The 26,940-nt window shown below is 74.3% G+C and carries 23 protein-coding genes; 14 read left to right on the forward strand and 9 right to left on the reverse strand.

The genetic code is table 11. The features are described from left to right. Positions 1-22: 22 nt before the first annotated feature. The 9 genes from kdd to GA0070616_RS26605 all read left to right on the forward strand — a co-directional run bounded on the left by kdd (position 23) and on the right by GA0070616_RS26605 (position 10,256). The gene (kdd, locus tag GA0070616_RS26565; RefSeq protein WP_091089120.1) at positions 23-1,084 is read left to right on the forward strand and encodes an L-erythro-3,5-diaminohexanoate dehydrogenase; all 1,062 of its coding nucleotides are present in this window, start codon (positions 23-25) and stop codon (positions 1,082-1,084) included. 4 nt (positions 1,085-1,088) lie between these two features. Continuing rightward, complete coding sequence (locus tag GA0070616_RS26570) at positions 1,089-2,654, forward strand: amidohydrolase (protein ID WP_091089124.1); 1,566 nt, start codon at positions 1,089-1,091, stop codon at positions 2,652-2,654. Further along, positions 2,651-4,210: a lysine 5,6-aminomutase subunit alpha gene (gene kamD / locus GA0070616_RS26575; RefSeq protein WP_091089127.1), complete on the forward strand. Its 1,560-nt coding sequence runs from the start codon at positions 2,651-2,653 to the stop codon at positions 4,208-4,210. The genes GA0070616_RS26570 and kamD overlap by 4 nt, the downstream gene beginning before the upstream one ends. Beyond that, positions 4,207-4,959: a lysine 5,6-aminomutase subunit beta gene (gene kamE, locus GA0070616_RS26580; protein WP_091089130.1), complete on the forward strand. Its 753-nt coding sequence runs from the start codon at positions 4,207-4,209 to the stop codon at positions 4,957-4,959. Before kamD ends, kamE begins: the two co-directional genes overlap by 4 nt. Beyond that, a complete protein-coding gene (gene kal / locus GA0070616_RS26585; protein ID WP_091089134.1) occupies positions 4,956-5,348 on the forward strand; it encodes a 3-aminobutyryl-CoA ammonia lyase in 393 nt (130 codons plus the stop codon). Before kamE ends, kal begins: the two co-directional genes overlap by 4 nt. A 13-nt stretch (positions 5,349-5,361) precedes the next feature. Beyond that, positions 5,362-6,696: a glutamate mutase L gene (locus tag GA0070616_RS26590; RefSeq protein WP_091089138.1), complete on the forward strand. Its 1,335-nt coding sequence runs from the start codon at positions 5,362-5,364 to the stop codon at positions 6,694-6,696. A gap of 453 nt (positions 6,697-7,149) precedes the next feature. Further along, positions 7,150-8,805, forward strand: coding sequence for an apolipoprotein N-acyltransferase (lnt, locus tag GA0070616_RS26595; RefSeq protein ID WP_425412974.1), 1,656 nt, complete (start codon positions 7,150-7,152; stop codon positions 8,803-8,805). 29 nt (positions 8,806-8,834) lie between these two features. After that, positions 8,835-9,644 (forward strand): polyprenol monophosphomannose synthase, encoded by an 810-nt coding sequence (locus tag GA0070616_RS26600; protein WP_091091752.1) that lies wholly within the window; start codon positions 8,835-8,837, stop codon positions 9,642-9,644. A 75-nt stretch (positions 9,645-9,719) separates the two neighbouring features. After that, positions 9,720-10,256, forward strand: a complete 537-nt coding sequence (locus GA0070616_RS26605; RefSeq protein WP_091089145.1) for an FxsA family protein — start codon at positions 9,720-9,722, stop codon at positions 10,254-10,256. Between the two features lie 15 nt (positions 10,257-10,271). On the opposite strand, the gene GA0070616_RS26610 is transcribed toward GA0070616_RS26605, so the two are convergent. After that, the gene (locus tag GA0070616_RS26610; RefSeq protein ID WP_091089148.1) at positions 10,272-10,919 is read right to left on the reverse strand and encodes a MerR family transcriptional regulator; all 648 of its coding nucleotides are present in this window, start codon (positions 10,917-10,919) and stop codon (positions 10,272-10,274) included. Positions 10,920-10,968: 49 nt separating this feature from the next. Here GA0070616_RS26610 and GA0070616_RS26615 point away from each other — a divergent pair, with 49 nt between their 5' ends. After that, positions 10,969-11,595, forward strand: a complete 627-nt coding sequence (locus tag GA0070616_RS26615) for an NAD(P)-dependent oxidoreductase (RefSeq protein ID WP_175440216.1) — start codon at positions 10,969-10,971, stop codon at positions 11,593-11,595. A 57-nt stretch (positions 11,596-11,652) separates the two neighbouring features. Here GA0070616_RS26615 and GA0070616_RS26620 read toward each other — a convergent pair whose 3' ends face one another. Further along, positions 11,653-11,994, reverse strand: coding sequence for an RNA polymerase-binding protein RbpA (locus tag GA0070616_RS26620; RefSeq protein WP_046564157.1), 342 nt, complete (start codon positions 11,992-11,994; stop codon positions 11,653-11,655). A 142-nt stretch (positions 11,995-12,136) separates the two neighbouring features. Next, positions 12,137-12,727 (reverse strand): pyridoxamine 5'-phosphate oxidase family protein, encoded by a 591-nt coding sequence (locus GA0070616_RS26625; protein WP_091089154.1) that lies wholly within the window; start codon positions 12,725-12,727, stop codon positions 12,137-12,139. A gap of 218 nt (positions 12,728-12,945) precedes the next feature. On the opposite strand from GA0070616_RS26625, the gene GA0070616_RS26630 reads away from it, so the two are divergent. Further along, on the forward strand, positions 12,946-14,151 hold the full coding sequence (locus GA0070616_RS26630) for a LysR family transcriptional regulator (protein WP_139129003.1): 1,206 nt from the start codon (positions 12,946-12,948) through the stop codon (positions 14,149-14,151). A 12-nt stretch (positions 14,152-14,163) separates the two neighbouring features. Here the strand turns inward: GA0070616_RS26630 and GA0070616_RS26635 are convergent, their stop codons facing one another. Both GA0070616_RS26635 and GA0070616_RS26640 read right to left on the reverse strand, forming a co-directional pair. Next, positions 14,164-15,288, reverse strand: a complete 1,125-nt coding sequence (locus GA0070616_RS26635) for a coiled-coil domain-containing protein (RefSeq protein WP_091089162.1) — start codon at positions 15,286-15,288, stop codon at positions 14,164-14,166. A 12-nt stretch (positions 15,289-15,300) separates the two neighbouring features. Beyond that, positions 15,301-16,653 (reverse strand): MFS transporter, encoded by a 1,353-nt coding sequence (locus GA0070616_RS26640; RefSeq protein WP_091089165.1) that lies wholly within the window; start codon positions 16,651-16,653, stop codon positions 15,301-15,303. A 73-nt stretch (positions 16,654-16,726) separates the two neighbouring features. Between GA0070616_RS26640 and GA0070616_RS26645 the strand changes: the two genes are divergently transcribed. From GA0070616_RS26645 to GA0070616_RS26655, 3 genes are read left to right on the forward strand one after another with little or no spacing between them, the layout of a single operon-like run. Further along, the gene (locus GA0070616_RS26645; protein ID WP_091089168.1) at positions 16,727-17,419 is read left to right on the forward strand and encodes a TetR/AcrR family transcriptional regulator; all 693 of its coding nucleotides are present in this window, start codon (positions 16,727-16,729) and stop codon (positions 17,417-17,419) included. Positions 17,420-17,436: 17 nt separating this feature from the next. Then, positions 17,437-18,777 carry a flavin-containing monooxygenase gene (locus GA0070616_RS26650; RefSeq protein ID WP_091089172.1) on the forward strand — a complete coding sequence of 447 codons (1,341 nt, stop codon included), beginning with the start codon at positions 17,437-17,439 and terminating at the stop codon, positions 18,775-18,777. After that, a complete protein-coding gene (locus GA0070616_RS26655) occupies positions 18,774-19,598 on the forward strand; it encodes an SDR family NAD(P)-dependent oxidoreductase (RefSeq protein WP_091089175.1) in 825 nt (274 codons plus the stop codon). Before GA0070616_RS26650 ends, GA0070616_RS26655 begins: the two co-directional genes overlap by 4 nt. A gap of 4 nt (positions 19,599-19,602) precedes the next feature. Here the strand turns inward: GA0070616_RS26655 and GA0070616_RS26660 are convergent, their stop codons facing one another. The 4 genes from GA0070616_RS26660 to GA0070616_RS26675 all read right to left on the reverse strand — a co-directional run bounded on the left by GA0070616_RS26660 (position 19,603) and on the right by GA0070616_RS26675 (position 26,789). After that, entirely contained in the window at positions 19,603-21,831 is a 2,229-nt protein-coding gene (locus GA0070616_RS26660; protein ID WP_091089178.1) for a glycosyl hydrolase family 95 catalytic domain-containing protein, read from the reverse strand. Beyond that, positions 21,828-22,877, reverse strand: coding sequence for a LacI family DNA-binding transcriptional regulator (locus GA0070616_RS26665; protein WP_091089182.1), 1,050 nt, complete (start codon positions 22,875-22,877; stop codon positions 21,828-21,830). The genes GA0070616_RS26660 and GA0070616_RS26665 overlap by 4 nt, the downstream gene beginning before the upstream one ends. Continuing rightward, positions 22,874-25,333 carry a glycoside hydrolase family 3 C-terminal domain-containing protein gene (locus GA0070616_RS26670; RefSeq protein WP_091089185.1) on the reverse strand — a complete coding sequence of 820 codons (2,460 nt, stop codon included), beginning with the start codon at positions 25,331-25,333 and terminating at the stop codon, positions 22,874-22,876. Before GA0070616_RS26670 ends, GA0070616_RS26665 begins: the two co-directional genes overlap by 4 nt. Positions 25,334-25,568: 235 nt before the next feature. Then, positions 25,569-26,789 (reverse strand): ROK family transcriptional regulator, encoded by a 1,221-nt coding sequence (locus GA0070616_RS26675; RefSeq protein ID WP_091091756.1) that lies wholly within the window; start codon positions 26,787-26,789, stop codon positions 25,569-25,571. Positions 26,790-26,940: the final 151 nt, after the last annotated feature.

Raw genomic sequence — 26,940 nt, forward strand, 5'->3', positions numbered from 1 at the left:
TGGTACGGCAGGGGAGGTTGGCGTGACGTCACCGGTGGGGCTGCATCGTGTCGTGGAACCGGTGGGGGTGCTGCCGCAGGCCGCCTGGCGGCTCGACGCCGGGGCGGAGATCGCGCCGAACGAGGTGCGGATTCGGGTGGAGCGGCTGAACCTGGACGCGGCGAGCTTCCGGCAGCTGTGGGAGAAGCACGGCGGGGACGGTGACGCGGTCCGTGCGGAGGTGCTGGAGATCATCTCCACGCGGGGGAAGATGCAGAATCCGGTCACCGGCTCGGGCGGGATGCTGATCGGCACCGTGGAGGAGGCCGGTCGCCGCTCGCCGCTGGGGCTGAAGGTGGGTGAGCGGGTGGCGACGCTGGTGTCGTTGACGTTGACGCCGCTGGTGGTGACCGACGGGTTGGCCCGGTGGGACGGGCGCGGCGAGCAGGTGCCGTGCGACGGGTGGGCGATCCTGTTCGCTCGTTCGATCGCGGCGGTGTTACCGGCCGACGAGGATCCGCAGCTGTCCCTGGCGGTGCTGGACGTGTGTGGGGCGCCGGCGTTGACGGCCCGGGTGGTGGCGCGGGTGGTGGCTGAGCGGGCGGGTGTGGGTGATGTCCGGCCGGTGACGGTGGCGGTGATCGGGGGGGCGGGCAAGAGCGGGTCGTTGTCGTTGGCCGCGGCGCGGCGGGCGGGTGCGGGCCGTACGGTCGGGGTGGTTCCGGTGGCGGCGGAGCGGGACGCGTTGGTGGCGGCGGGGCTGGCCGATGTGGTGGCGCTGGCCGACGCGCGGGATCCGGTGGGGTTGTCGACGGCGGTGACGTCGGCGTTGGGCGTGCCGGCGGACGTGACGGTGGTGTGCGTGGACGTGCCGGGGTGTGAGCACGGGGCGGTGCTGGCGACCGCGGACGGCGGCACGGTGGTGTTCTTCTCGATGGCGACGAGTTTCGCGGCGGCGGCGTTGGGCGCGGAGGGTCTGGCTGCGGACGTGACGATGCTGGTCGGCAACGGGTACGTGCCGGGGCACGCGGAGTTGGCGTTGGGGTTGTTGCGGTCGGAGCCGGGGGTGCGGGAACTCTTCGGGGCCAGGTTGGCGGCAGACTGAGGCCATGACGAACCCCTCGATTCTGTACCGCGGTGGCGTGCTGCACTGTCCGGCCGATCCACGTGCGACGGCGTTGCTGGTGTCCGACGGCCGGATCGCCTGGTTGGGTGCGGCCGGTGACGCGCCGCGCGCGGATGTGGTGGTGGAGCTGGACGGGGCGTTGGTGACGCCGGCGTTCGTGGACGCGCATGTGCACGCCACCGACACGGGGCTGGTGTTGTCGGGTCTGGATCTGTCGTCGGTGCGGTCGGCGGGTGGGTTGCTGGACGCGGTGGCGGTGTTCGCGGCGGGTCTGCCGGGTGACGCGGTGGTGCTGGGGCACGGGTGGGACGACTCGACGTGGTCGGTGCCACGGTTGCCGGACGCGGCGGAGTTGGGGCGGGCGGCGGGTGGTCGGCGGGTGTATCTGTCGCAGGCGTCGATGCATTCGGCGTTGGTGTCGCAGGCGTTGTTGGCGGCGTGTCCGGAGGCGGCGGGGGTGCCCGGTTACGACGGGTCGGGCTGGTTGCGGCGGGACGCGCACCATGTGGTGCGGGCGGTGGCGCGGGGGTCGGTGACGCGGGCGCAGCGGGTGGCGGCGCAGCGGTTGGCGCTGGAGCATGCGGCGTCGTTGGGGGTGGCGGCGGTGCACGAGTGTGGTGGGCCGGAGATCTCTGACGAGGACGACTTCACGGGCCTGTTGGCGTTGTCGGGTGCGGGGGTGCCCGAGGTGTACGGGTTCTGGGGTGAGTTGTCGGGGGCGGCGCGGGCGCGGGAGTTGGGTGCGGTGGGTGCGGGGGGTGACCTGTTCGCGGATGGTGCGTTGGGGTCGCGGACGGCGCACGTTTCGCGGCCGTACCTCGACGGTGACGGGTGCGGGCACGGGTACGTGTCGGCGGAGCAGGTGCGCGATCACCTGGTGGACTGTGCGGCGCACGGTATGCAGGGCGGTTTCCACGCGATCGGTGATGCGGCGATCTCCACGGTGCTGGACGGGTTCGCGGCGGCGGCGGCGGAGCTGGGTACGGACCGGGTGCGGGCGGCCCGGCACCGGGTGGAGCATGCGGAGATCATGAGTAAGCGGTTGATCGCGGGGTTTGTGGAGTTCGGTGTGGTGGCGTCGATGCAGCCGGCGTTCGACCGGTTGTGGGGTGGTGCGGGCCGGATGTACGAGGCGCGGTTGGGGTTGGAGCGGTCGTTGGCGTCGAATCCGTGGGGGTCGATGCATTCGGTGGGGGTGGCGTTGGCTTTCGGGTCGGATTCGCCGGTGACGCCGGTGGATCCGTGGGGGTCGGTGCGGGCGGCGGTGGCGCATCACAGTCCGGCGCAGCGGATGAGTGTGCGGGCGGCGTTCGCGGCGCACACCCGGGGTGGGTGGCGGGCGGTGCGGCGGGACGACGAGGGTGTGCTCGCGCTGGGGGCGCCGGCGACGTTTGCGGTGTGGGAGACCCCGGCGGGGGTGCAGGGGGGTCTGCCGGTGTTGCAGGCGGCGGATCCGGAGGTGCGGGGTGCGGACGATCCGACGCCGTTGCCGGTGTGTCGGCGCACGGTGTTGCGCGGTGAGGTCATCTATGGGGAAGGCGTTTCGTGACGGGCAAGCTTGACCTGGATCCGGTGCTGGTGGCGCGGGCGCGGGAGTTGGCGCGGCGGGCGGGGCGGCCGGTGGTGGAGTTGGCGCGCAGCCACACGACGGTGTCGGTGGAGCGGGCGGTGTTGCGGTTGGCGGGGGTGGTGGGCGCCGACCCGGATGGGATTCCGTGGGTGAACCGTCTGGTGGAGGCGGTGGTCGCGGATGTGGGCCTGGGGCACGGGGTGGCGGTGCCGGTGTTCGACGCGCTGGTGCGGGAGGGCGTGTCCGATGTGACGGTGCTGGCGCAGAAGGCGGCGGCGGGGTCGGTGCGGTTCGAGGTGCCGGTGGGGAAGGCGGCGACGGTGGCCCGGCGGGCGGCGCGGCGGGCGGTCGCGGCGGGGGTGCGGTCGGTGGATCGGCGGCGGGTCGAGCGGGAGCGTCTGGTACGGCGGTACGGGGATCCGGCGCGGCGGCCGTGGATCTATCTGATCGTGGCGACGGGGGACATCTACGAGGACATTCCGCAGGCGCAGGCGGCGGCGCGGGCGGGGGCGGACGTGATCGCGGTGATCCGGTCGACGGGGCAGTCGTTGCTGGACTATGTGCCGGAGGGGGCGACGCGGGAGGGTTTCGCGGGGACGTACGCGACGCAGGAGAACTTCCGGCTGATGCGGGCGGCGTTGGATGAGTCGTCGCGGGAGTTGGGTCGGTATGTGCGGTTGACGAACTACGCCTCGGGTCTGTGCATGCCGGAGATGGCGACTCTGGCCGGTCTGGAGCGTCTGGACATGATGCTCAACGATTCGATGTACGGGATTCTGTTCCGTGACATCAATCCGGTTCGTACGTTCGTGGACCAGCGTTTTTCGCGGCAGGTGCACGCCCGCGCGGGGATCATCATCAACACCGGTGAGGACAATTACCTGACCACGGCGGATGCGGTGGACGAGGCGCACACGGTGACGGTGTCGCAGTTACTCAACGAGTATTTCGCGCACGAGGCGGGGTTGGCGGACTGGCAGTTGGGGTTGGGGCACGCGTTCGAGATCAACCCGGATGTGCCGGAGTCGTTGCGGTTGGAGTTGGCGCATGCGTTGTTGGCGCGGGAGTTGTTTCCGGACGCGCCGTTGAAGTGGATGCCGCCGACGAAGCACATGACGGGGGACGTGTTCCGGGGGAATCTGCTGGACGGGTTCTTCAACCTGGTGGGTGCGCTGACGGGTCAGGGGATCCTGTTGGTGGGGATGATGACGGAGGCGGTGGTGACGCCGTGGTTGTCGGATCGGGACATCGCGTTGCAGAACGTCCGTTACGTGCTCGGTGCGGCTGGTGGGCTGGGTGAGGACTTCGTGCCGGCGCCGGGCGGCTTCATCCAGCAGCGGGCCAACCGGGTGCTCGGTGAGGCGGTGGATCTGTTGGAGCGGATCGGGGAGCAGTCGTTGTTGACGGCGATTGCCGAGGGCACGTTCGGGATCATGAAGCGGCCGGCGGACCGGGGTAAGGGCCTTGACGGGGTGGCGGCGCACGAGGCCGACTACTACAACCCGGCCACGGAGATCCTGGAGCGGGCGTCGTGAGTGGCGGGACGATCGTGCGGCCGTACGGGGACACCACGGGTGACGGCATGGTGCAGGTGTCGTTCACGTTGCCGGTGCCGCATGACAGGCGGGCCGAGGGGGCGGCGGTGCAGTTGGCGAACCGGATGGGTGTCGATCCGGCGATGCTGGTGCACGCCAAGCCGATCGGGGACGGGTTCACGTTCTTCGTGGTGTACGGGCGGGTGAACCACCTGGTGGATCTGGGTGCGGTGCAGGTGGTGGAGCGTGACTTCCCGTTGTTGGGGGCGAAGGAGGTCAACGCGGTGGTGAAGCAGCGGTTGCGTCGGAAGCTGTCGGTGGTGGGGGCGTGTATCGGCACGGACGCGCACACGGTGGGCATCGACGCGATCCTGAACGTCAAGGGTGTGGCGGGGGAGAAGGGCCTGGAGTACTACCGGGAGTTGAAGGTCACCAATCTGGGTGCGCAGGTCAGTGTGCCGGAGTTGGTGGAGGCGGCCCGGGTGGAGCGGGCCGACGCGGTGCTGGTGTCGCAGGTGGTGACGCAGCGCGACGCGCACCTGCACAACACGCGGGAGATGTCGGCGGCGTTCCGGGAGGCGATGCCGGCGGGGAAGCGGCCGTTGCTGATCGTCGGTGGGCCGCGGTTCGACGAGTCGATGGCTGACGAGTTGGGGGTGGACCGGATCTTCGGGCGGGGCACCACTCCGGGTGTGGTGGCCAGTTACCTGGTGCACGCGTTGATCACGAGTAAGAGGGCGAAGGTATGAGTGACGCACGGCTGGGGTTGACGGTGGTGCACCGGCGGTACGTGCCGTATGCGCATGCCCATTACGCGGGGAACCTGGTCGACGGGGCGTACGTGTTGGGGTTGTTCGGGGATGTGGCCACGGAGGTGTGTATCCGCACCGACGGTGACGAGGGGTTGTTCGCGTCGTACGCGGACGTGCAGTTCCGGGCGCCGGTGCGGGCGGGTGACGTGGTGGAGGTGGTCGCCACCGTCTCGCGGGTCGGTGCCCGTAGTCGTGGCATCGACTTCGAGGCGCGGGTGGTGTGCCGGGGTCGTCCGGATCGGGGGGAGTCGGCGGCGGAGGTGCTGGTCGAGCCGGTGGTGGCGGTGACGGCCAGGGGCACGGTGGTCGTGCCGTCGGCGGTGTGAGGGTCGCGGCGGCGTGAGGGTCGCGGTCTGCGCGGACGTGGGGTCCACGTACACGAAGGTGGCGGTGGTGGATCTCGACGGTGGTGGGCTGGTGTCGGTGGGGTCGGCGCCGACGACGGTCGGCACGGACGTGCTGCACGGTCTCGACGCCGCGGTGGGCGCGGCGACGGCGGGGCTTCGGGTGCGGGGTGCGCCGTGGTGGGTGTGTTCGTCGGCCGGTGGTGGTCTGCGGTTGGCGGTGGTGGGTTACGAGCCGTTGGTGACGGCGCAGGCGGGTCGGCGGGTGGGTCTGTCGGCGGGGGCGCACGTGGTGCACGTGGCCGCGGGGCGGTTGGGTCGGGCCGGGGTGGCGGCGTTGCGGGCGGCGCGTCCGGATGTCGTGCTGCTGGTCGGTGGCACCGATGGTGGGGACGCCGACACGTTGGCCCACAACGCGACCCGGTTGGCGCGGGCCCGGTGGCGGGTGCCGACGGTGCTGGCGGGCAACGTGGCGGTGCGGGACGAGTTGGGGGCGTTGCTGGCGGGGGCGGGGGTGCCGGTGACGGTGGCCGACAACGTGCTGCCCCGCATCGGGGTGCTCGCGCCGGCGTCGGCGCGGGCGGCGATCCGGGAGGTGTTCCTGCGGCATGTGATCGGTGGGAAGCGGTTGTCGCGGGGTTCGCGGTTCGCGCGGTTGGTGCGGGCGGCGACGCCGGATGCGGTGCTGACGGGGGTGGAGGTGCTGGCCGACGCGGTCGGTGGGGACCTGGCGGTGGTGGACGTGGGTGGGGCGACCACGGACGTGTATTCGGTGCTCACGCCGGACGAGCGGGCTGTGGGGCCGGGTCGGGAGGTCGCCGGGGCGTTGTGGCGGGCCCGCACGGTGGAGGGGGACCTGGGGGTGCGGTGGAGCGCGCCGGGGGTGGTGCGGGCGGCGGTGCAGGAGCGGTTGGTGTCGTCGTCGGAGGCCGACGGGTTGGGTGTGGCGGCGGCGGCGCGGGCCGCTGATGCGGGGTGGGTGCCGGTGGACGCGGCGGGTCGGGCGGTGGACGTCCGGATCGCGCAACTGGCGGCGACGGTGGCGTTGCGGCGGCACGCGCGGGGCGCGGCGACGGGGGAGCGGGCGGGGCGGGACCTGCGGGATGTGCGGTTGCTGGTGGGTTCCGGTGGGGTGTTGCGGTACGCCGGCCAGGGCGACGCGGTGGGGGTGCTGGGTGCGGTGCTGGCCGACCATGCGGGTGGGTGGCCGTTGCCTCGGGCGGCGCGTCCGGTGGTGGACGGGGAGTACGTTCTCGCGGCGGCGGGCCTGTTGGCCGGTGAGGAGCCGGCGGCGGCGCGGGCGTTGCTGGTGGGTCACCTCGCGAGGTGACGGTGGCGCGGGTAGGTCGTGGCGACACGCCGGTGAGTTCGGGGCGACTCGGCGGGGGCGGGTTGACAAGTGCGGGGGTGCGGCACGTACCGTCTTTGAGTCCTACTACGGGAAGCGGCTGTTGTTCGCTTCGTCCCTTCGTCCGCTGGCCGAGCGACATGATGCACCGCGTCGCGGCGGCCAGGTCCAGCGGGCGGGGGTCGGCGGGGCGGCGCGAACCGGCCGCGGTTACCGGTGTACGGGCAGGGTGAGGTGCACGGCCAGTAGACAACGGCCAGGCGGGGGCAGCCAGTCCGCGTCGGGTCGGTCCGAAGGTCGGCGTGCCGCATCCTCGCCCCACCGGCCGGGAAGGGCCTGGGAGCATCGGGGCGCGGCTCACGCCGCGCCCCGATTTCGTGTCTACCGTCACTCTGGTTGTGGGTTGTGCCCCGCGGGTTCGGTCCCTCTGGGCGGGTGCGGCGGCGGTGGCCGGGTAGCCTTCGGCCCGTGATCCTGCCCGACCCGTCTGTGAGCACCCTCGACCGTGCCGAGCCGGCCCGGTCCGCCGGCGCCGCGCCCCGACTGTTGCCGCTGCCGGTGGCCGTGCTGATGGCGGTGGCCGCGGGGCTGGCGTTGCTGGTCGCGTTCCCCCCGTACGGGTGGTGGCCGCTGGCGCCGGTGGGGGTGGCGTTGCTGGCGGTGGCGACGCACCGGCGGCGGCTGCGCGCCGGGGCGGGGTTGGGGTTCCTGACGGGGGTGGCGCTGTTCGCGCCGCTGTTGTCGTGGACGAACCTGCACACCGGGTACCTGCCGTGGGTGCTGCTGTCGTTGTCGCAGGCCGGTTATCTGGCGCTGCTGGGTGCGGCGGCGGCGTGGGTGTCGCCGTTGGCCGACCGGTGGCGGCTGGGCTGGCCGGTGCTGACGGGGCTGCTGTGGGTGGGGCAGGAGGCGCTGCGGGACCGGACGCCGTTCGGTGGGTTCCCGTGGGGGCGGTTGGCGTTCAGCCAGGACGACTCTCCGCTGCTGCGGGTGGCTGCGCTCGGTGGGGCGCCGCTGGTCACGTTCGCGGTGGCGCTGGCGGGTGGGTTGCTGGCCGCCGCGGTGTGGCGGGTGCCGGGTGCCCGGCGGGCGCCGCGGGCGGGGGTGGTTGCGGTGGCCGGGTTCGTGGCGGCGGTGGGGCTGCTGGTCGCGGTCACGCTGGTGGTGCCGGTGGGTGCCGCGGGGGCCGGCCGGTCGGTCACGGTGGCGATCGTGCAGGGCAACGTGCCGCGGTTGGGGTTGGACTTCAACGCCCAGCGGCAGGCGGTGCTCAACAATCACGTGCAGGCCACTGTCGATCTGGCGGGGGAGGTGGCGGCCGGTGTGCGGCCCCGTCCCGATCTGGTGGTGTGGCCGGAGAATTCCAGCGACATCGACCCGTTGCGCACCCCGGCGGCCGGGCAGCGGATCTCGGCGGCGGCCGACGCGGTCGGCGCGCCGATCCTCGTCGGCGCGGTGTTGACCGGCCCGGGGCGGGGTCAGGTGCGTAATGCGGGGTTGCTGTGGCGGCCGGGTAGCGGCCCCGACCTGGAGCAGCTGTACGTGAAGCGGCATCCGGTGCCGTTCGCCGAGTACGTGCCGATGCGTGGGGTCGCCCGGATGATCAGCAAGGAGGTCGACCGGGTGCGGTCGGACTTCGTCGCCGGCACCGAGCCGGGGGTGCTGCGCGCCGGGCCGGTGGTGCTCGGCGACGTGATCTGTTTCGAGGTCGCCTACGACGGGGTGGTTCGGGACACCGTCACCGGCGGGGCGCAGTTGCTGGTGGTGCAGACCAACAACGCGACCTTCAACGTGGCGGAGGCCCGTCAGCAGTTGGCGATGGTGCGGTTGCGGGCGGTGGAGCACGGCCGGCCGGCGTTGATGGCCTCGACGGTCGGGGTGTCCGGGTTCGTCTCCCCGGACGGGCGGGTAAGCGACGCCACGGGGTTCAACACCGACGCGGTGGTGGTGCGGCAGGTGCGCCTCGCCGACGGGCGGACCGTGGCCACCCGGGTCGGGTGGTGGCCGGAGGTGCTGCTGGCCGGGTTGTGTGTGGCGGCTCTGGTGGGCGCGGGTGTGGTGCGTCGGCGGCGGGTGGGGACTCTCGGGTAGGGCGCGGTAACCGGTGGAGGGGAGCAGTGGTGGGCGAGGCGACGGACACCCGCACACGCACGACCGGCCATCCGGGGGTGGGGCGGGTGCTGGTGGTGATTCCGACCTACAACGAGGCCGACAACGTCAGCACGATCGTCGGGCGGGTGCGGCGGGCCGCTCCCGGGGTGGAGATCCTCGTCGCCGACGACAACAGTCCCGACGGCACCGGGGTGGTCGCCGACGCCCTGGCCCGCGCCGACGGGCAGGTGCACGTGCTGCATCGGGAGGGCAAGCAGGGCCTCGGTGCGGCGTACCTGGCGGGTTTCGCGTGGGCCGCCGAGCGTGGCTACGACGCGGTGGTGGAGATGGACGCTGACGGTTCCCACGCGCCGGAGGACCTGCCGAGGTTGTTGGACGCGGCTCGGGACGCGGATGTGGTGATCGGGTCGCGGTGGACGCGTGGGGCGCGGGTGGTGAACTGGCCGTTGCGGCGGTTGCTGCTGTCGCGGTGCGGGAACCTGTACGCGCGGTTGGCGTTGGGGATGCCGGTGTCGGACGCCACGGGCGGTTACCGGGTGTACCGGTTGAGTGCGTTGGCGGAGATCGATCTGGGGTCGGTGTGTTCGCAGGGGTACTCGTTCCAGGTGGAGCTGTCCCGGTTGGCGCACCGGGCGGGGGTGCGGATCGTGGAGGTGCCGATCACGTTCGCGGAGCGGGAACGCGGTGACAGCAAGATGAGTCCGCTGATCGTGGTGGAGGCGTTGTGGCGGATCACCGGGTGGGCGGTGCAGGACCGGCGGGTGGCGGTGCGGCGCAGCCTGCACGGCACCCCCGACGGTCAGGTGCGCTGGCCGTGAGACGGGTCGTGTCATGCTGGACGGGCGGGTCCGTCTCCGTCGGGGTGACGGGGGCCGTCGACCGGATGGGGTGAGATGCGCCGAGGACTGAGGTTCGTGCCGCTGGCCCTGCTGCTGGCCGTGGTGCTGGAGCTGGCGGTGTTCGTGCTCGTGGGCCGGGGGATCGGCTACGGCGCGGCGGTGCTGCTGGTGTTCGTGGCGTCGCTGTCGGGGTTGGTGCTGCTGCGTCGGGAGGGCATGCGGGCGTGGCGGGGTTTCCGGGACGCGGCGCAGTCGGGGCAGCCGCCGGGGCGGCAGGTCACCGACGGTCTGGTGGGGCTGTTGGGGGCGTTGCTGCTGGCGACGCCGGGTCTGGTCAGCGGTCTGGTGGGGGTGCTGCTGCTGGTGCCGCCGGTGCGGGGGCTGGCCCGGGGTGGGGTGCAGCGGGCCGCGGAGCGCCGGGTGTCGTCGATGGTGGCCGGTGACCTGTTCGGTCCGCGTCGGGTGCGGGTGCACCGCGGTGCCCCGCAGGCCGCCGCGTCTGCCCCGCCTGCGCAGCCACAGCAGGAGCCGGTGGTGGTCGACGAGGGTCGGGCCATCGAGGGTGAGATCGTGGAGCCGCGGCAGGGCTGAGCCCGCCGGTGGCGGTCAGGTGGGGTGGCGTGCCGTCCAGTGGTGTTCCTGGGCGAGGCGGCGCAGTGCCCCTGACGCGCGTTCCATGAGGATGGTGCCGAGGACGACCCGTTCGACGATCTCGTCGCGGGGCAGTTTGTCGTCGATGGCGGCGACTTCGGTGGCGGCGATGGTGTCGACCGCGTCGGCGTAGGGGTTCAGCAGCGCGGTGACGGAGTCGTCGTTGTCGACGGGCGGTGCGCCGGAGGCCCGTAGGCCGGCCAGGGCGGTCAGGACGGCGGCGAGTTCGTCCCGGGCCGGTGCATCGTTGCGGACCTGCCAGCCCCGCTGGTCGAGGAAGGCGTCGACGGCGCTGATCGCGCGGGTGCCGGCGGTGGTGTGGGCGCCGGTCTCGGCGAGGGCGTGGTGGGCGATGCCGAGGACCTCGTGCAGGGGTACGTCCTCGTCGTCGATGGCGTTGCACACCCGGCGGCTGGCGTCGACGCTGAGCCGGCCCGTTTCGATCAGCGCGCGGACCAGTCGCAACCGGCGGACGTGGGTGACGTCGTAGCGGGCCTGGTTGGCGGCGGTCGGGGTGCCTTTGGGCAGCAGCCCGACACGCAGATACCACTTGACGGTCGCGGTGGGCACGTCGGTGGCGCGGCTCAGTTCGGACAGGCGCATGGGGAGAGCCTACTCGACACAGAGAGCGGAGAGCAGTACTCTCCATTCCATGGTGAGAATACTCCTGGTGGGGGCGACCGGCGGGACCGGTCAGGCGGTGCGGGTCATGGCCGGCCCTGCTGGCCATGACGTGGTTGCCCTGGTCCGCGACCCGGCGGTGACCCGGCTGCCCGACGCCACGGTGGTCAACGGCGACGCTCGCGACGTCGCCGCCGTCAGCACCGCCCTGGCCGGCGTCGACGCGGTCGTCAGCTGCCTGGGGGTGCGGATCGGCCAGGAACCCGGCACCGTGCGTTCGGAGGGCACCGCCGCCCTGGTGGCCGCGATGCGGGCCGCCGGGGTGCGGCGACTGGTCTGCGTGTCCACCGTCGGGGTGGGCGACAGCGTCGCCGCGCAGAGCCGGCCCGCCCGGCTGCTGTGGCCCCGGCTGGTCGGGCGGGACCGGCTAGCCGAGGCCGAGCGGGCCGAGGCGGCGGTGCGCGGCAGCGACCTGGAGTGGACCCTCGTGCGCCCGACGCGCCTGGTCGACGGCCCCGACAGCCGGGTCGCCACGGGTGTCGACGTGGCGACCGGGCTGCGGTCGCAGGTGTCGCGTACGGCCCTGGCCCGCACCCTGCTCGACATGGTCGGCACCGGTGCGCACCTGCACCGGTGCGTCACCGTCACCGGGGCCTGACGGTCGAACACGACGAGAGCCCCCGGGCGGTCACCCGGGGTCTAGTCGCACGGACGGTCAGGCCCGGCCGCGCCGGGTGCGGACCTCCTGGAGCCGCTCGGCGAGGATGTCCTCCAGCTCGGCGATCGAACGCCGTTCCAGCAGCATGTCCCAGTGGGTGCGCGGCGGCTTGGCCTTCTTCTGCTCCGGTTCGCTGCCGTCGACCAGCCGGGCGACGCTGCCGTCGAACTTGCACTCCCAGGTCGTGGGGACCTCGGCGTCGACGGCGAACGGGACCTCGAACTGGTGGCCCTTGGCGCACAGGTACTCGCGGGTCTGACGCGGCGCGAGCTCCGTGTTGCGGTCGGATTCGTAGCTGACCGCGCCCAGTCGGCTACCGCGCAGCATGCGCTCGCCCATGATCGAATTCCCCTCGTTCGTGGTGCTGGTCTTCTCGGTGTAACGGTCCGTTTCCACCGGGCCATTCCCGACCGCGCGCGTCGCCGCGCCCACGGTGGGCCCTGACAAGGGTAACCGGCCACGGCAGCGGCCCGGCGGACCGTCACGACACCGGGGTCGGCGGCAACGGCAGCGGCAGCCCCGGCAGGCCGTCGATGCTCGTGGCCACATGCTCCTTGCCGGCGAAGTAGGCGCCGAGGGAGGCGTCGTCCTCCCGCGCGAACCGCCTGCCGTGCAGGTCACGGTCACCGTCGTAGATCATCGTCGGCACCGCGTAGCCGCAGGTGTCGCGGACCAGGTCGGCGGTCACCACCACGACCGCGCGCAGCCCGTGCAGGCCCGCGTCGATGTCGGGGAACCGGGCCAGCAGGCCGGGGAAGCGGGGATCGTCACGGAACACCGGCTCGCCGCGCCCGTGCACCCGCACGATGTTCGGCGGGCCGGTGAACGCGCACCACATCAGGGTGATGCGGCCGTTCTCCCGCAGGTGGGCGATGGTCTCGGCGTTGCTGCCGGCGAAGTCGAGGTAGGCCACCGTCCGGTCGTCGAGGACCGCCCACGAGCCCCGCAGGCCCTTCGGGGACAGATTGATGGTGCCGTCGCCGGCCAGCGGCGCCGTGGCGGTGAAGAACATCGGCTGCTCCTCGATGAAGGTGCGCAGCCGTCCGTCGATACGCTCGTACGTCTTACCCATCCCCCCATCATCGTCGTCCCGCCACCCCGACCGCTGCTCCGTCCCATCAGACGTCGAGGACCCGGCCGGTGGGGAGGAACCCGGCGGTCCCGGCCGGGCCCCTCCCCACCAGCCGCCGGCTGGTCGACCTGGGCGAACTGCCGGCTCCACGAATTCCACCAGAAACGGATCGTCGGGCGGCACTACCAGCTGGTGCGCCCACCCATACGATTCGGTGCGTGGACACAGTAGATCTACGGCTCGTGCTCGGCGTCGCCGACGGCGCCGAACTCCCGGCCCTCGCCCAGCGGCTCGGGCTCGGTGAGACGGCCGTGCGTAAGCGGCTGCGCCGGCTCTGCGGTTCCGGTGCGAACCCGTGGCTGCGCCGCACCGGCACCGACTACCACCTCACCGACCGGGGCCGGGACGCGCTCGGTGCCGTCGGTGAGGCGGCCGCCGCGGGCGCAGCGGTCTGCGACCTCGTCGGTGTCGACGTGCTGCCGATGCGGCACGTCCGGGTGGTGACCGCGGTCCTCGGGAGCGGATCGATCAGCGGCGCGGCCCGACAACTGGGGTTACCACAACCGTCGCTCAGCGCCCAGGTGACCCGGATCGAACGACGTTTCGGTACCGAGCTGTTCCAGCGGACCCCCGGCGGGGTGTCCGCCGCACCGGCGCTCGTCGAACTGCTGCCCCACCTGCGGCTGCTGGAGAAGGCGCTGTCCCGGCTGTCGGCGACGGGGATGCCCGACGACGATCCGACACTGCCCTGCGACCTGGAGGTGGTCTGCGAGTTCGGGTTCGCCGGGCTGCTCGACGCGCTCCGCGAGGAGGCCATGGTCGACGTGCAGCAGCACATCGTCAGCATCCCCGGCCCGGACTGGGCGCCGCAGATGCTCAGCGCCGACATCTGCGTCTACGCCGACCTGCCCCTGGCCAGCCTCGCCGTGCCGGCGGGATGGGACACCGCTGTCGCGTTCGAGGAACCGGCGTACGTGCTGCTGCCCCCCGGGGTCGGAGTCGACGGGGAGACCGTCGCGCTTCGGGAGTTGGCCGGACACGACTGGCTGACCGGGCCGGCGGGTAGCCGCAACCACCGGTCGGTCCTGGCCGTCTGCCGGGCTGCGGGATTCGCACCCCGGGTCCGGTTCACCGCGCTCAACGGCCCCAGCGGGCGGCACATCCTGCAGGAGGGGGCAGCGGTGGCCCTCACCGGCGCGACGCTGATCCCCGCCGGGGCGCCGCGCACCGTGCGGCTCGCCGAGGACGTCCGGGTCAAGGTGGTGGTCGGCTGGCGGCCCGGTGGCCCCGCCACCACGACCGCCGGATGGTTGGTGCGGTGGCTGCGCGGGCAGCACCTGCGGCGACTGGCCGAACGCCGCCCCGAGCTCCTCGCCGAGCTGCGGGCCGATCCTGCCGGCTGGCCCGGGTACGCCCAGGATTGAGACCCGGGTGGGTCAGGGTGTCGGGCGGGCCGGGGTGAGGCGAGCCAGCGCGGCGGCGAGGTCGCTGACCTGGTCGGCGAGCTGCGCGACCCGCTGCCGGGCCTCGTCCCGGTCGGACTCGGCGGCGCGCAGCCGCCCGGTGAGGTCCGCCAGGCCTGCCTGCGCGGCGGTCGCGGCGGCCCGCGCGGCGGCCAGTTCCCCCTGCAGCGTCTCGTGCCGGCCGGCGAGGGCGGCAAGCTCCTCGCGGGCCCGGTCCGCCTGCGCCACCGCCTGTTCGCGGGCCGCGTCGGCCTGCCGACGGTCCTGCTGGGCGGCGGCGGTCTGGGCGCGCGCCCGCTCCGCCGACGCGTGGGCCTGCGCGGCCTCCGCGCGCAGGCGGTCGGCCTCCGCACGGGACTGTTCGGCCTCCGTCCGTGCCCGGTCGGCGCGCTGCACCGCCTCCGCGGCGGCGCGGGCGGCGTGTTCGGCCTCGGCGCGGGCGGCGTCGCGTTCGCCGGTCAGGTCGGTGGCGCGGCGACGTTCGGCGTCCAGTTCCGTGCGCACGGTGCGTAGCTCGTGACGGGCCGAGTCACGGTCCCGTTCGGCCTGCACCCGTAGCGCCTGCGCGGCGCTGGCCTCCCGGCGGGCGGTGTCCTGGGCCTTCTCCGCCTGCTCGGTGCGGGCGTCGGCCGTCGCGGCCCGCTCCACCGCGCGCTGCGCCGCGTCCCGGGCGGCGTCGCGGTCGGCGATCGCCGCCTGCGTCTGCTGGCGGGCGCGGGCCGAGACGGCGGTGGCGTCCTCCGCGGCCCGCAGCGCCTCGTCGCGTTCGGCCTGCGCCGCGGCGACCTGCGCCGCGGCCTCGGCCCGCGCCTGGGCGAGCTGGCGTTCCACCCCGGCCGGGGACAGCTCGGCGTGCAGCGCCTCGGTGAGGGTCTGCACGACCTGGTCGAGCCGGTCCACCGCCTCCCAGGTGCGGGCCACCTGACCGGGCAGGCCGGGGGCGCTGCGGTGCCGCATCCGGGTGTTGCGGGAAGCCCGCTGGCAGGCGCCGTCGTTGTCCCGGCAGTAGCGGAACGGGCGGCCCGCACCGGCGCGCTGCGGCACCTCACGGCCACAGTGGGCGCAGGGACGGGTGTCGGTGGCGGGCTCGGCGTCCATCGGGGTGCGAGTCTAGTGCCGTACCGTCGCGGCGGTGCGCGCCGTCTCGTCCAGGGTGTAGCGGCGTTGCCGCAGCACGGCCACGACCATCAACGCCGCCGGCAGCAGCCCGAAGCCCCACCGGATCGCGTCGAGCGCGGCGGCCGGCTGGACGACGGTCTGCGTCGCCGTGGAGGCCACGAACCCCCCGGCTGCCAGACACAGGGCGTACGCCCAGGGGCCCAGGGCCGCGCCGGTGGCCTCGGTGGCCGTCCACACCCCGGTGTAGGTGCCCGCCCCCGCCGCGCCGCTGGCCCGGATGACGTCCGGCACCATGGAGAACGGCAGCAGCTGCATGCCGGCGAACGCCACCCCGAGCACCGCCACGGCCGCCACCAGCACCGGCAGCCCGGCCGGGGCGCCGACCGCCAGCACCAGGGAACCGGCGACGAACGCGCCCTGGGCGCTCAGCAGCGCCCGCTGCTTGCCGAACCGGCGGGCCACCGCCAGCCAGACGGGGGTGACCAGCAGCGCCGGCGCGACGAACGCCGCCACCAGCACCGTGGTCAGGCCGGGGCGGCCCAGCTCGTACTCGGCGTAGTAGGGCACCCCGGCGAGCACGAGGTGGGTGGTGGTGGACATGGCCAGGTAGGCGGTCACCAGCGCCCGGAACTGGCGGTCCCGCAGACTGGTGGTCAGGGCCCGCCACCCGCCGGAGTGCCGCGGTGCGGTGGCGGCGGCGAGCTGACGCAACCGGGCGATCCCGACGACCCCGACCAGCATGCTGAGCAGCATCCCCACGGCCAGCAGGACGGCCATCCGCCGGTAGCCCTCGCGGCTGGCGTCGTCGCCGCCGGCCAGCAGCGGCGCCAGCAGGCCGGACACCAGGATGCCCAGGGTCAGCACCACCATCCGGAAGGCCATCAGCCGGGTCCGCTCGTGGTAGCCGATCCGCAGGTCGGCGGGGGTGGCCAGGTAGGGCACCTGGTAGGCGGCGAACAGCAGGTTGCCGGCGACGAACGCCACCGCCACCCACGCGGCGGCCGACGCGCCGGTCAGTCCGCCCGGCACCGCGAACAGGCCGGCGAAGGCCACCGGCAGGACACAGCCGACGAGCAGAAGTCGCCGCCGGTGGCCCCGGCGGGCCTGCTCGACGTCGCAGCGGTGCCCGATCCACGGGTGCAGCAGCACGTCGGCGACCTTGGGCAGCAGCAGCGTCAGCCCGGCCAGCCAGGGCGCGACGGCCAGCACGTCGGTGAGGAAGTACAGCAACAGCAGGCCCGGCACGGTCACCCACACACCCATGCCGACCGATCCGGTGGCGAAGCCGACCAGCGGCCCGCGGGGCAGGTCGACGTCGGTGCGGCCCTGATCGAGACCCGTCATCGCGGCCCTCCCGTCCGGGCGTGCCGCCCGCCTCAATCCAACAGTCGTCGGATTGTAGGGGCAGAATGGCGACATGACCACGCCCCGCCGCCGACCCGGTCGGCCCCGCCGCGACGACGCGCCCCCCACCCGCGAGCGGGTGATCGCCGCCGCCACCGCGCTGTTCGCCCGGCGCGGCTTCGACGCCGTCGGGCTGCGGGAGGTCGCCGCCGCGGCCGGGGTCGACGTCGCCACGGTCTCCCACCACACCGGCACCAAGGCGCAGCTCTACGACGCCTGCTTCGCGCGGGTGTTCGCCGCCGAACGCGACGTGCTCCGGGCCGCCGCCGGCCGGGCCCACGCGGCCCTGGCGGCCGGACCGGCGGCGGCCCGGCAGGCGCTGCACGACCTGGTCGACGTGTTCGTCGACTTCCTGGAAGACCACCCCGAGACCACGGCGCTGTGGCTGCGCCGGTGGCTGGAGCCACAGCGGCACACCGAGCTCGACGCCCGGTACGCGGCACCGCTGTACGACCTGGTCACGCAGTTGTTGACCGCCGCCGCCGAGGCGGGCGCGCTGGCCGAACCCACTCCGCACGTCACGGTGCGCAGCCTGGTGTGGGCGGTGCACGGGCACGTGGTGGCCCTGGCCGCCGGGGTCGGCTCCGCCGCGCGGGAGCGGCGGGAGTTCCGGGCCTTCGTGCACCGCTTCCTCGACGCCCTCTACGGGCCGCGGGCTCTTGACGGGCGGGCCCACGCCGACCATTATCCAACGACTGTTGGATAAGTAGGGAGGGGCGGACGATGCAACCCACCGTGGCGGTCGTCGGTGCGGGCGCGGCCGGCCTGGCCACCCTCAAGGCGCTCGCCGACGCCGGGGTGCCCGCCGTGGCCTTCGAGTCCGGCGACCGGGTCGGCGGCCTGTGGGTGTACGGGGCGCCCGGCTCACCGGCGTACCGCACCCTGCACCTGAACACCAGCAGGTCACGTACCCAGTTCGCCGACCACCCGATGCCGGCGCACTGGCCCGACTACCCCGACCACACCCGCGTCGCCGGTTGGCTCACCGACTACGCCGACCGGTTCGGCCTGCACCAGGCGGTGCGGCTGCGACACACCGTCGACCGGGTGGTCGGCGAACCCGGGGGCCGGTGGACGGTGCACGCCGACGGGCCCGACGGCCCGGTCCAGGTCACCGTCGACGCGGTCGTCGTCGCCAACGGCCACAACCGGGTGCCCAAACCCACCCCGACGTACCCGGGCACCTGCACCGCCCGCCAGCTGCACAGCCACGCCTACCGCGGCCCGGAGCAGCTCGCCGGCCGCCGGGTCCTCGTGGTCGGCGGCGGCAACTCGGCCATGGACATCGCCGTGGACGCCTCCCACACCGCCGAGCGGACCCTGTTGTCGCTGCGCCGGGGCGTCTGGGTGGTGCCGAAGTACCTGCTCGGCCGGCCCTCGGACACCCTCAACGGGGCGCTGGCCCGGCGACTGCCGTGGCGGGTACGGCAGCGGATCAGCCAGGCCATGCTCGCCGCCACCGTCGGCCCACCCGGCCGCTACGGCCTGCCCGCCCCGGCCCACGGCTTCCTGCAGGACCACCCCACCCTTTCCGACGGGCTGCTGTCCCGCCTCACCCACGGCGAGGTCGAGGCCCGCCCCGGCATCGCCCGCTTCGACGGCGACCGGGTCACCTTCACCGACGGCCGCACCGACGAGGTCGACCTGGTGGTGTGGTGCACCGGCTACCAGGTCGACATCCCCTTCCTCGACCCGGCGCTGCTCGGCGACGGCGCGGACACCCTGCCGCTGTACCGGCACGTGTTCCACCCCGACGCCCCCGGGCTGGCCTTCGTCGGCCTGATGCAGTCGACCGGCGCGGCGTTCCCGCTGGTCGAGGCGCAGGCCAAGCTCGTCGCCGCGCAACTCGCCGGCACGTACGCGCTGCCGCCGCGGCCCGCGCGGGAGTCCGCCGTGGCCGCCGAACTGCGCGCCGCCACCACCCGGTGGGGCGCACGCCGACCCGCCATGCGGGTCGACTTCGACGCGTACCTGACGCAGCTGCGCCGGGAACTGGCCGTCGGCACCCGACGCGCGACGCGCGACCGGGCTGCCGCCGGACGGTCCCCGCAGGTGTCCCGGTGACCGCCCTCGACGGCCGGCGGGTGATCGTCACCGGCGCCCGCGGCACCATCGGCGGACACCTGTGCGCCGCCCTGACCGGGGCCGGCGCCCGGGTCGTCGGCTTGGACCTGCGCCCCGTCGACGGGGTGGAGGTGCCGGTGCTCGGCTGCGACCTGACCGACCCCGACGCGGTGCCCGCCGCCGTCGCCGCGGCCACCACGCGGCTCGGCGGACTCGACCTGCTGGTCAACAACGCCGGGATCGGTGGGCCCGCCCCGGCCGAACTGCCCCCCGACGAGGTGGTGCGCCGGCAACTGGAGGTCAACCTGCTGGCCGCCTGGCGGACCACGGCCGCCGCGCTGCCCGCGCTGGAGGCCGCCCGGGGACGGGTGGTGTTCGTGGCCAGCCGGATGGCGGTGCTGCCGCTGCCCCTGGCCGCCGCCTACGGGGTCAGTAAACGGGCCCTCGTCGCGTACGCCGACGCGCTGCGCCACGAGGTCGGCACCCATGTCGGGGTGAGCGTCGTCTACCCCAGCATGGTGGCCTCACCGATCCACGACAGCACCGCCGAGGCGGGGCTGTCCCTGCGCGGGGTGTCCCGACCGGAACCGGTGCACGGGGTGGTCGCGGCGATCCTGCGGGCGGCCACGGCCCGGCGGGCGCCCCGCGACGTCGCCACCACCGTCCGGGGCCGGGTCGAGCTGGCCCTGGCCCGGCACGCCCCCGCCCTGGCCGACCGGCTCGTGCGGCGTACGCTCACCGGCCGGATCGCCGCCGGTGACCTCGACGGCGCACCGCTGGCCGCCGGCATGCTCCGCCGCCACCGCGACCTCACCCGCTGACCCGTCAGGCGCCCCCCGGTAGCCGGGCGGGGAAAGTCAGGTCGACCGGAACCCCGGCGGGCAGGTCGACGTCGACCCCACCGTGCGGGCCGGTCACGTGGACCCGCTGCCCGACGGCCGAGGTCAGGCGCACCGTCACCCGCGTCGCGGTCCAGGCCAGTTCCTCGACGGTCAGCCGCCCCGGCAGGGTCACCCCACGCAGCACCCCGGCGTCCAGGCCCGGCAGGCGGGCCGGCAGCAGCCGCAGCAGCCCCGGCCGGGCCTGCACCAGCGACTCGACCAGCACGGCGGGCAGCGTGTGCGCGGCGTCGGCGTTGTAGGTCACCCGGCCGGGATTGTGGGCGCTCATCAGGGACCGGAAGAACATGTCCGCCCCGACGATCTTGCGCAGGTTCGCGGCCACCAGGTCACCGTCGCGCAGTCGGGCCGCCGCCAACGCCCGGTGCAGGCTGCCGTGCGCCGACAGGTTCTCGTCGCCGCGGACCGTCAACGCGCGGTGCGCCGCCGCCGCCAGCTCCGGCGTGTCGTCCGGGTTGATCTCGTCCAGCGGCCACACCGGGTAGAGGTGGCTGACATGCCGGTGGTCGTCGTCGGCGCGGTAACCGGGCCACGCCCACTCGGCCAGCGCGCCGCGCCCGTCCACCACGTAGTCGGGCAGCCGCGCCGCCAGCGCCGACCAGCGGTCCTCGCCGGTCAGCGCGGCGGCCAGCGTCAGGGCGTGCCGGGCGGCGGCGACGTCCATCGTGGCGTTGACCGCCGCCGGCACCGGCCGGTCGTCCGGGCCCAGCGGTCCGGTCTCCGCCGAGTACGACGGCACGATCACCAGCCGTCCGTCGTCGCCGGTGACGGTGAGGAACCCGGCGAAGAACTCCGCCACCTCCACCAGCCAGCCGGCCACCTCACCGAGGGGCTCCCCGGTGACCAGATGGTGCTCGTAGAGGGGCAGCAGCAGCCAGTGCGCGCCGGGCAGCCACGCCGCGAACGGCCACTCGGGATGCAGGTGGAACAGGTGCCCGTGTTCGCCGTCGGTGCGGCTGGGGGCCAGCAGCCCGGCCACGCCGTGGACGGCGCGGGCGTTGCGCCGCCAGTCGTCGACCTGGTCGCGGACCAGCCGGGCGTGTGCGGCGGTGACCTCCGGCAACGCCCCCAGGTTCGCTGCGGCCAGTTGCAGGTTCAGGTTCGCGTCGGTGGTGAAGTCACCCGCCCAGGCCGCGTCCCACGAGGCCAGCCACAGCCCGGTCAACCGCGGCGGCAACACCCCGGAGGCGCTGAACAGCAGGTACCGGCCGGCGTGGAACAGCCGTTCCAGCAGCGCCGGATCGAGCCGGTCCGGGTCGGCGGCCTGCCTGGCCAGCAGCTCACCGACGGGCAGCCGCCGGTCCTCCTGTGACACCCCCAGGTCGAGGCTGACCCGCCGGTACGGTTCCGCGTGCGCGGGCAGGTGCCGGGCCAGCAGAGCGGCGTAGTCGGCGTCGGCGTCGGCGAGCCGCCGCTCCCACCGCCCGGTGCGCCACCGCAGGTCGTCGACCCGGTCCAGGACGGTGGTCAGCAGCGCCGGCCCGGCGACCAGCACCCGGTCGCCGGCCGGTTCGGCGTCGCCGCGCACCAGGGTCAGGCCCTCGAAGCCGTACGCGCCGTCCGCGTCGGGGTAGCGGCCCCGCACCCGCAGGAACACCAGGCCGTCGCGGCGGTACGCCGTCACGTCGTAGTCCACGCTCGCCGGGCGGCCCGGCAGGTCACCGGTCGCCCCGACCGTGCACGGCCCCATGTCGAGTTCGGTGACGGCGAGCCGGTCGGCGCGGGAGACGAACGACCGTCGCCGCCCGCCGGACCACTCGGTGCGCACCTCACCGGTGTCGAAGTCCGTGCTGCGCCGGTAGTCACGCACCGGCGGGCCGTCGCCGTCGACGGTCAGCGCGAACCCCGGATGGTACGACTGGGTCCAGCGCAGCGGCCCGTCACCGGCGAGCAGCCGGCCCGCCTCGGCCCGCCGGCCGGTCAGGATCAGCTCCCGGATCCGGGGCAGCAGGGCGGCCAGTTCGGGCGGGCGGGCGTGCCGGGTGCCGTTGGGCAGCACGTACCGGTGGTGGTTGCAGACGATCCGTTCCGCGTACGGCACGCCGTACACCATGATCCCGTACTCGCCGTTGCCGGACAGGAACGCGTCCTCCCAGCTCTCGGCGGGAGCGGTGTCGACGATGCGGTGGGCGGACGCGGGCGGCCCGGACCTCACGGGTGGGCCCCGACCGGCGCGGCGGTGCTGTCCCGCACGGTCAGCCGGGGTGGCAGCAGGGTGGTCCGCGGGACCGGCTCGTCGGCGAGCTTACGCATCAGCAGCGACACCGACTGCTGGCCGATCTCCTCGGCGGGCACCGGCACCGAGGTCAGCATCGGGCTGGTCTGGGCGGCGAACAGGTCGGGGCAGATCGCGACGACGGACACGTCGTGCGGCACCCGCCGGCCGAGACCGGCCAGGGCGGCCAGCACCGGAGCGACAGCCGCCTCGTTCTGCACCATCAGGCCCGTCGTGTCGGGGTGACGTTCCAGCAGGTCCGCCACGGTGCGGTGGATGTCGGCGGCGCCCTCCTCGCAGGGCAGCACCACCGCGTCGACACCGTGGCGGGCGGCGGCAGCCGTCACGCCGGCGACGGTGCGGTGGGCGAAGCCGGTGCCACGCTCGTAGACGGCGGCCGGTGCGCCGAGCAGGGCGATCCGCCGGTGCCCCAACCCGGCCAGGTGGTCGACGCACACCTGACCGGCCCGTTCGAAGTCCAGGTCGACGCAGGTCAGGCCGGTGGTGTCGGCGGGCAGGCCGATCAGCACGCTGGGTCGCCCCAGCTCGGCTAGCAGCGGCACCCGCGGATCGTCGAGTTCCACGTCCATCAGCACGATGCCGTCGACGAGGGCACCGGCGGCGATGCGGCGCAGCCCCGCCGGCCCCTCGTCGGAGGTGAGCAGCAGCACGTCGTGGTCGTGTCGACGGGCGGCGGTGACCACAGCGGTGGCGAACTGCATCACCACGGGCACCTGGATGCCGGAGCGCAGCGGCAGGACCAGGGCGATCACGTTGGACCGGCGGCTGGCCAGGGCCCGCGCGCCGGCGTGCGGGTGGTAGCCGAGCAGCCGGATGCTCGCCAGCACCCGGTTGCGGGTCACCTCGGAGATGGCCCGTTTGCCGCTGAGCACGTACGACACGGTGCTCACGGCGACCCCGGCGTGCCGGGCGACGTCGGTGATGGTGGGCTGGTCGGGCGTGCGTCGCCCGCGGCCGGCCGTCACCGCCGCCCGCCCGCCGCCGGGCGGTCCGCGACCGGGTCGCCCTGCCGCCGGTCCGCGACCGGCCCGCCGTGCACCCGCAGGGCACCGAGCAGGCGCACGTCGCGGGCGGAGCGGCCCACCATGAGGGTGTGCGTGGCGTCCTCGACGACGAGGCCGTCCCGCTCGGCGTCCCACCAGGACAACTCGTCGGTACGCAGGCGCAGCGTCACCGTGCGTCGCTGGCCCGGGTCGAGGGTGATCCTGGCGAAGTCCCGCAGCTGGCGCAGCGGCTGCTTGGCGCGGGAGCGTCGTTGCCGGGTGTAGAGCTGCACCACCTCCACGCCCGGGCGGGCACCGGTGTTGGTGACCTCGACACTCACCTCGACCTCCTCGCCGACCGACGCCGTCCCCGCGCTCACCCGCAGGTCAGCGTAGTCGAACCGGGTGTAGCTGAGACCGTGGCCGAACGGGTACAGCGGGTCACCCCGGTGGTACAGGTAGGTGGCGTCGACGTCGACGATGTCGTAGTCGAGCAGGTCCGGCAGGTCGGCCGCGTCGGCGTACCAGGTCTGGGTGAGCCGGCCGGCGGGGTCGGCGTCGCCCAGCAGCACGTCGGCCAGCGCCGCGCCGTGTTCCTGGCCGCCGTGCGCCGACCACAGCACCGCCGGCACGTGCGCGTCGGCCCATCCGAGCGCGTACGGGTAGCTGCTGGTCACCACGAGGGCGGTGCGCGGGTTCGCGGCCCGGACCGCCCGCAGCAGTTCCTCCTGCCCGCGTGGCAGGGCCAGGTCGAGGCGGTCCTCGGTCTCCCGGCCGTTGACCATCGGGTGGTTGCCCAGCGCCACCACGGCCACGTCCGCGTCGGCGGCCAGCGCGGCGGCCTCGGCCGCACCGTCGACCACCAGGTCGACCGTGAACACGGTCGCGGTGTCCGCGGTGGCGGCGCAGGCGCGCAACCGGCCGCCGTCGTCCACGGTGACGTACCGGTCGGTGGCGAGGTGGTGCAGCAACAGGGTGCCGTCTGGGCGGTGGTGGAAGCGGAACGTCTCCCGCACCACCCAGCCGCCCGGTCCGGGACGGTCGTTGACGAGCGCCCCGTCGTCGTCGGCGCCGACGTGCCGTCCGTTGCCGACGGCCCGCAGCGCCACCGTGTCGCGACCCCAGTCGTACACGTCGAACCAGGCGGCGTCGTCGTCGAGGGTCAGTGGGCCGCCGTCGGCGGTGGCGGGGCAGCCCACGGCGCGTCCGTCGACACGCAGGGCGATCCGGTCGACTCCCGGGTGGGTGGTGACGACGGGCAGCCGCCCGGCGAGGGCTTCGCCCAGGGTCGTCGCGTACGGCAGGGTGCCGCTGTACCAGTCGGTGTGGACCAGGTCGGCGAGGGGACCGAGCACGGCCACCCGCGTCTGCGGGGCGAGGGGCAGCAGCGCCTCGTTGCGCAGCAGCACCACCGACTGCCGGGCGGCCTCACGGGCCAGTTCCCGGTGGGCGGGAGCGTTCACCACCTCGGGCGTCACCCCGGCGAACGGGTCGTCGCCGGGCGGGTCCAGGTCGCCGAGGCGTTCCCGGACGGTGAGGATCCGCCGTACCGCGGCGTCGACGTCGGAGATGTCGAGCAGGCCACGGTCGAGGGCCTCGGTGAGCCGGGTGACGGTGGGTGCGCTGTCGGCGTCGTCCTCGGTGAAGCTGTCGATGCCGGCGCGCAGGGCGGCGGCGAAACCGGTGACGTGGTCGGGCAGGTGGGCCTGCACTCCGGCGATGTTGGTGACGGCCCCGGCGTCGCCGACGACGAGCACGTCGGGCGCGAAGCGGCGCAGTTCGTCGGCGATCAGCGGGCTCAGGTGCGCCGGCACCCCGTTGACCAGGTTGTATGAGGCCATCACGGCCACGGCGGCACCGGCGGCGAGCGGGGCGCGGAAGGCGGGCAGTTCGTATTCGTGCAACACCCGCGGGGGCAGGTCGCTGGAGGTGGTGGCCCGGTCGGTCTCGTTGTTGTAGCCGAGGAAGTGCTTGAGCGTCGGGGCGGTCCGCAGCCGCCGCGGGTGGTCGCCGCGCAGCCCCTGGGCGTACGCGGTGGCGAGTCGCCCGGTCAGCCACGGGTCCTCGGACCAGCCTTCCTCGTTGCGGCCCCAGCGCGGGTCGCGCAGCGGGTTGACCACCGGCGCCCACACGTTCAGGCCGACCTGCTCGGGGTCGGCGTGGTGCTTGGCGCGCACCTCCTTGCCGGCGGCGTCGCCCACGGCCCGCACCAGGTCGGCGTTCCAGCTTGCGGCGAGGCCGACGACCTGGGGGAACACGGTGGCCGGTCCGAGCCAGGCGACGCCGTGCAGGGCTTCGGTGCCGGTGCGGAACGGGCGCAGGCCGAGCCGGGGGACGGGGGCCTGCCACTGGTGCAGCAGGCCGATCTTCTCGGCGGTGGTGAGCCGGCGCAGCAGGTCGTCGACGCGGGCCCGGGACGGGGTGGTGCTGTCGGTCATGGTGGGGTCGCCTTCCGTGTACTCTCCGACCGCCCGGTATCGAAGCGTTTCGACTCGGCGGCGGGGCGAGCGGTGTCGCGTGGTGGGGGTGTCGGCACGACGGTCGGCCCGGACGCAGGCGAAGCGCTTCGACAACCGTGCGAGAACAAGCCGCCCCGATTGCCCGGACGGGACGGCTCGTCTGAGGTTGGCACTGCCGGCCGGTCCGGTCAAGGCTTGCGGCGGCCCGCGTCGGTCAGTGGGCCGGCAGCCGACCGGACTCGATGCCGGCGAGCGCGGCGGTGGCCCCGCCGAGCGCCGCCGCGGTGGGCCCGAGAGTGGACGCGTCGAGCCGACAGCCCCCCGCGCCGGGGGCGTGGGTCCGCGCGGCCAGCTCCGACCTCGCCGCCGGCAGCAGCCAGGGGGACAGCACGGCGAGGTGACCGCCCACCACGACCGCCTCGGGGTTGAGCAGGTTCGCCAGCACCGCCACCGCGTGGCCGAGGTCGCGGCCGATCTCCGTCAGCGCGGCGTGGACGGCGGGGTCGCCCTGCCGGGCCAGCGCCTGGATGCGGTCCAGCTCGGGCAGGTAGTCGGTGACCGGCCCGTCGGCGTCGGCGTCGGGCAGCAGCCGCCCGACCACGGCGGGCAGGCCGGCCAGCGCCGTCAGGCAGCCGCGTCGGCCGCAGCCGCAGGCGGGCCCGGACTCGACGAGACCGACGTGGCCGATCCCGCCGGCGAAACCACGACTGCCGCGCAGGAGCCGACCACCGGCCACCACACCCGCGCCGACGGACGCCCCGCCGGTCAGGTGCACCAGGTCGGTCGTGCCGGCGTACCCGCCGTGGCGGTGTTCGGCCAGCACGGCGAGGTTGGCGTCCGTGTCGACGGCCACGGCGAGGTCGGGTTCGCGCAGCGCCGCACGCAGGTCGGCGGCGAGCGTGACGTCGCGCCAGCCCAGTTCCGTGGCCACCGGCACACTCCCGGTGGCGTCGACCAGGCCGGGCACCGCGACGGTCAGGCCGAGCACGGCCCGCCCCTGTGCGGTCAGTCGCGCGGTGGCCCGCCGGGTCAGGGCGGCCAGGGCCGCCACGGTGTCGGCGGGGGAACAGGCCGGGGTGGCGAAGGCCCGCCGCCAGGTGAGCAGCCGGTTGCCGCCCAGGTCGACCGCGGCGAGGACCAGCTCGTCGGCGGCGATCTGGGCACCGAGCGCGGCGTACGGTTCGCCGTCGAGCACCAGCATGGTGGCGGGTCGGCCGACGCGGTTCTCGGTGAGCCCGGTCTCGCGCAGCAGCCGCCGGTCGATCAGCTCGGTCACCAGGCTGGACACGGTGGCCTTGTTCAGGCCGGTCCGCGCGGCGATGTCGGCGCGGGAGCAGGGGGCGTGCAGCCGGACGTGGCGCAGCACCACGGCCCGGTTGGTGACCCGCACGTCGCCGAGGTCGGTCGGCTGGGGTTCGGTGTGGATGCTGATCACGATCTGTCCGTTTCCTGCGCCGACGGTGCGCGGTCCCGAGGAGGGGTGCGCCACCATCATCGCCTACCGGAGCGGACCGGCCCCTCGGCCGGTCCACCCTGTCCTGTGCGACGGATGACCGTCTCCTGAATGTTCGGTGGGATCCCCAACT

The sequence above is a fragment of the Micromonospora nigra genome (genome assembly GCF_900091585.1).
GTDB lineage: Bacteria > Actinomycetota > Actinomycetes > Mycobacteriales > Micromonosporaceae > Micromonospora > Micromonospora nigra.

What these genes read in the sequence shown, in the direction of transcription:
- kal (WP_091089134.1), top strand. Translation starts at nt 4,956, where the DNA reads ATGAGTGACGCACGGCTGGGGTTGACGGTGGTGCACCGGCGGTACGTG.
- GA0070616_RS26635 (WP_091089162.1), bottom strand. Translation starts at nt 15,288, where the DNA reads ATGGACGCCGAGCCCGCCACCGACACCCGTCCCTGCGCCCACTGTGGC.
- GA0070616_RS26615 (WP_175440216.1), top strand. Translation starts at nt 10,969, where the DNA reads ATGGTGAGAATACTCCTGGTGGGGGCGACCGGCGGGACCGGTCAGGCG.
- GA0070616_RS26645 (WP_091089168.1), top strand. Translation starts at nt 16,727, where the DNA reads ATGACCACGCCCCGCCGCCGACCCGGTCGGCCCCGCCGCGACGACGCG.
- GA0070616_RS26670 (WP_091089185.1), bottom strand. Translation starts at nt 25,333, where the DNA reads ATGACCGACAGCACCACCCCGTCCCGGGCCCGCGTCGACGACCTGCTG.
- GA0070616_RS26625 (WP_091089154.1), bottom strand. Translation starts at nt 12,727, where the DNA reads ATGGGTAAGACGTACGAGCGTATCGACGGACGGCTGCGCACCTTCATC.
- GA0070616_RS26640 (WP_091089165.1), bottom strand. Translation starts at nt 16,653, where the DNA reads ATGACGGGTCTCGATCAGGGCCGCACCGACGTCGACCTGCCCCGCGGG.
- GA0070616_RS26650 (WP_091089172.1), top strand. Translation starts at nt 17,437, where the DNA reads ATGCAACCCACCGTGGCGGTCGTCGGTGCGGGCGCGGCCGGCCTGGCC.
- GA0070616_RS26610 (WP_091089148.1), bottom strand. Translation starts at nt 10,919, where the DNA reads ATGCGCCTGTCCGAACTGAGCCGCGCCACCGACGTGCCCACCGCGACC.
- GA0070616_RS26605 (WP_091089145.1), top strand. Translation starts at nt 9,720, where the DNA reads ATGCGCCGAGGACTGAGGTTCGTGCCGCTGGCCCTGCTGCTGGCCGTG.
- GA0070616_RS26620 (WP_046564157.1), bottom strand. Translation starts at nt 11,994, where the DNA reads ATGGGCGAGCGCATGCTGCGCGGTAGCCGACTGGGCGCGGTCAGCTAC.
- GA0070616_RS26570 (WP_091089124.1), top strand. Translation starts at nt 1,089, where the DNA reads ATGACGAACCCCTCGATTCTGTACCGCGGTGGCGTGCTGCACTGTCCG.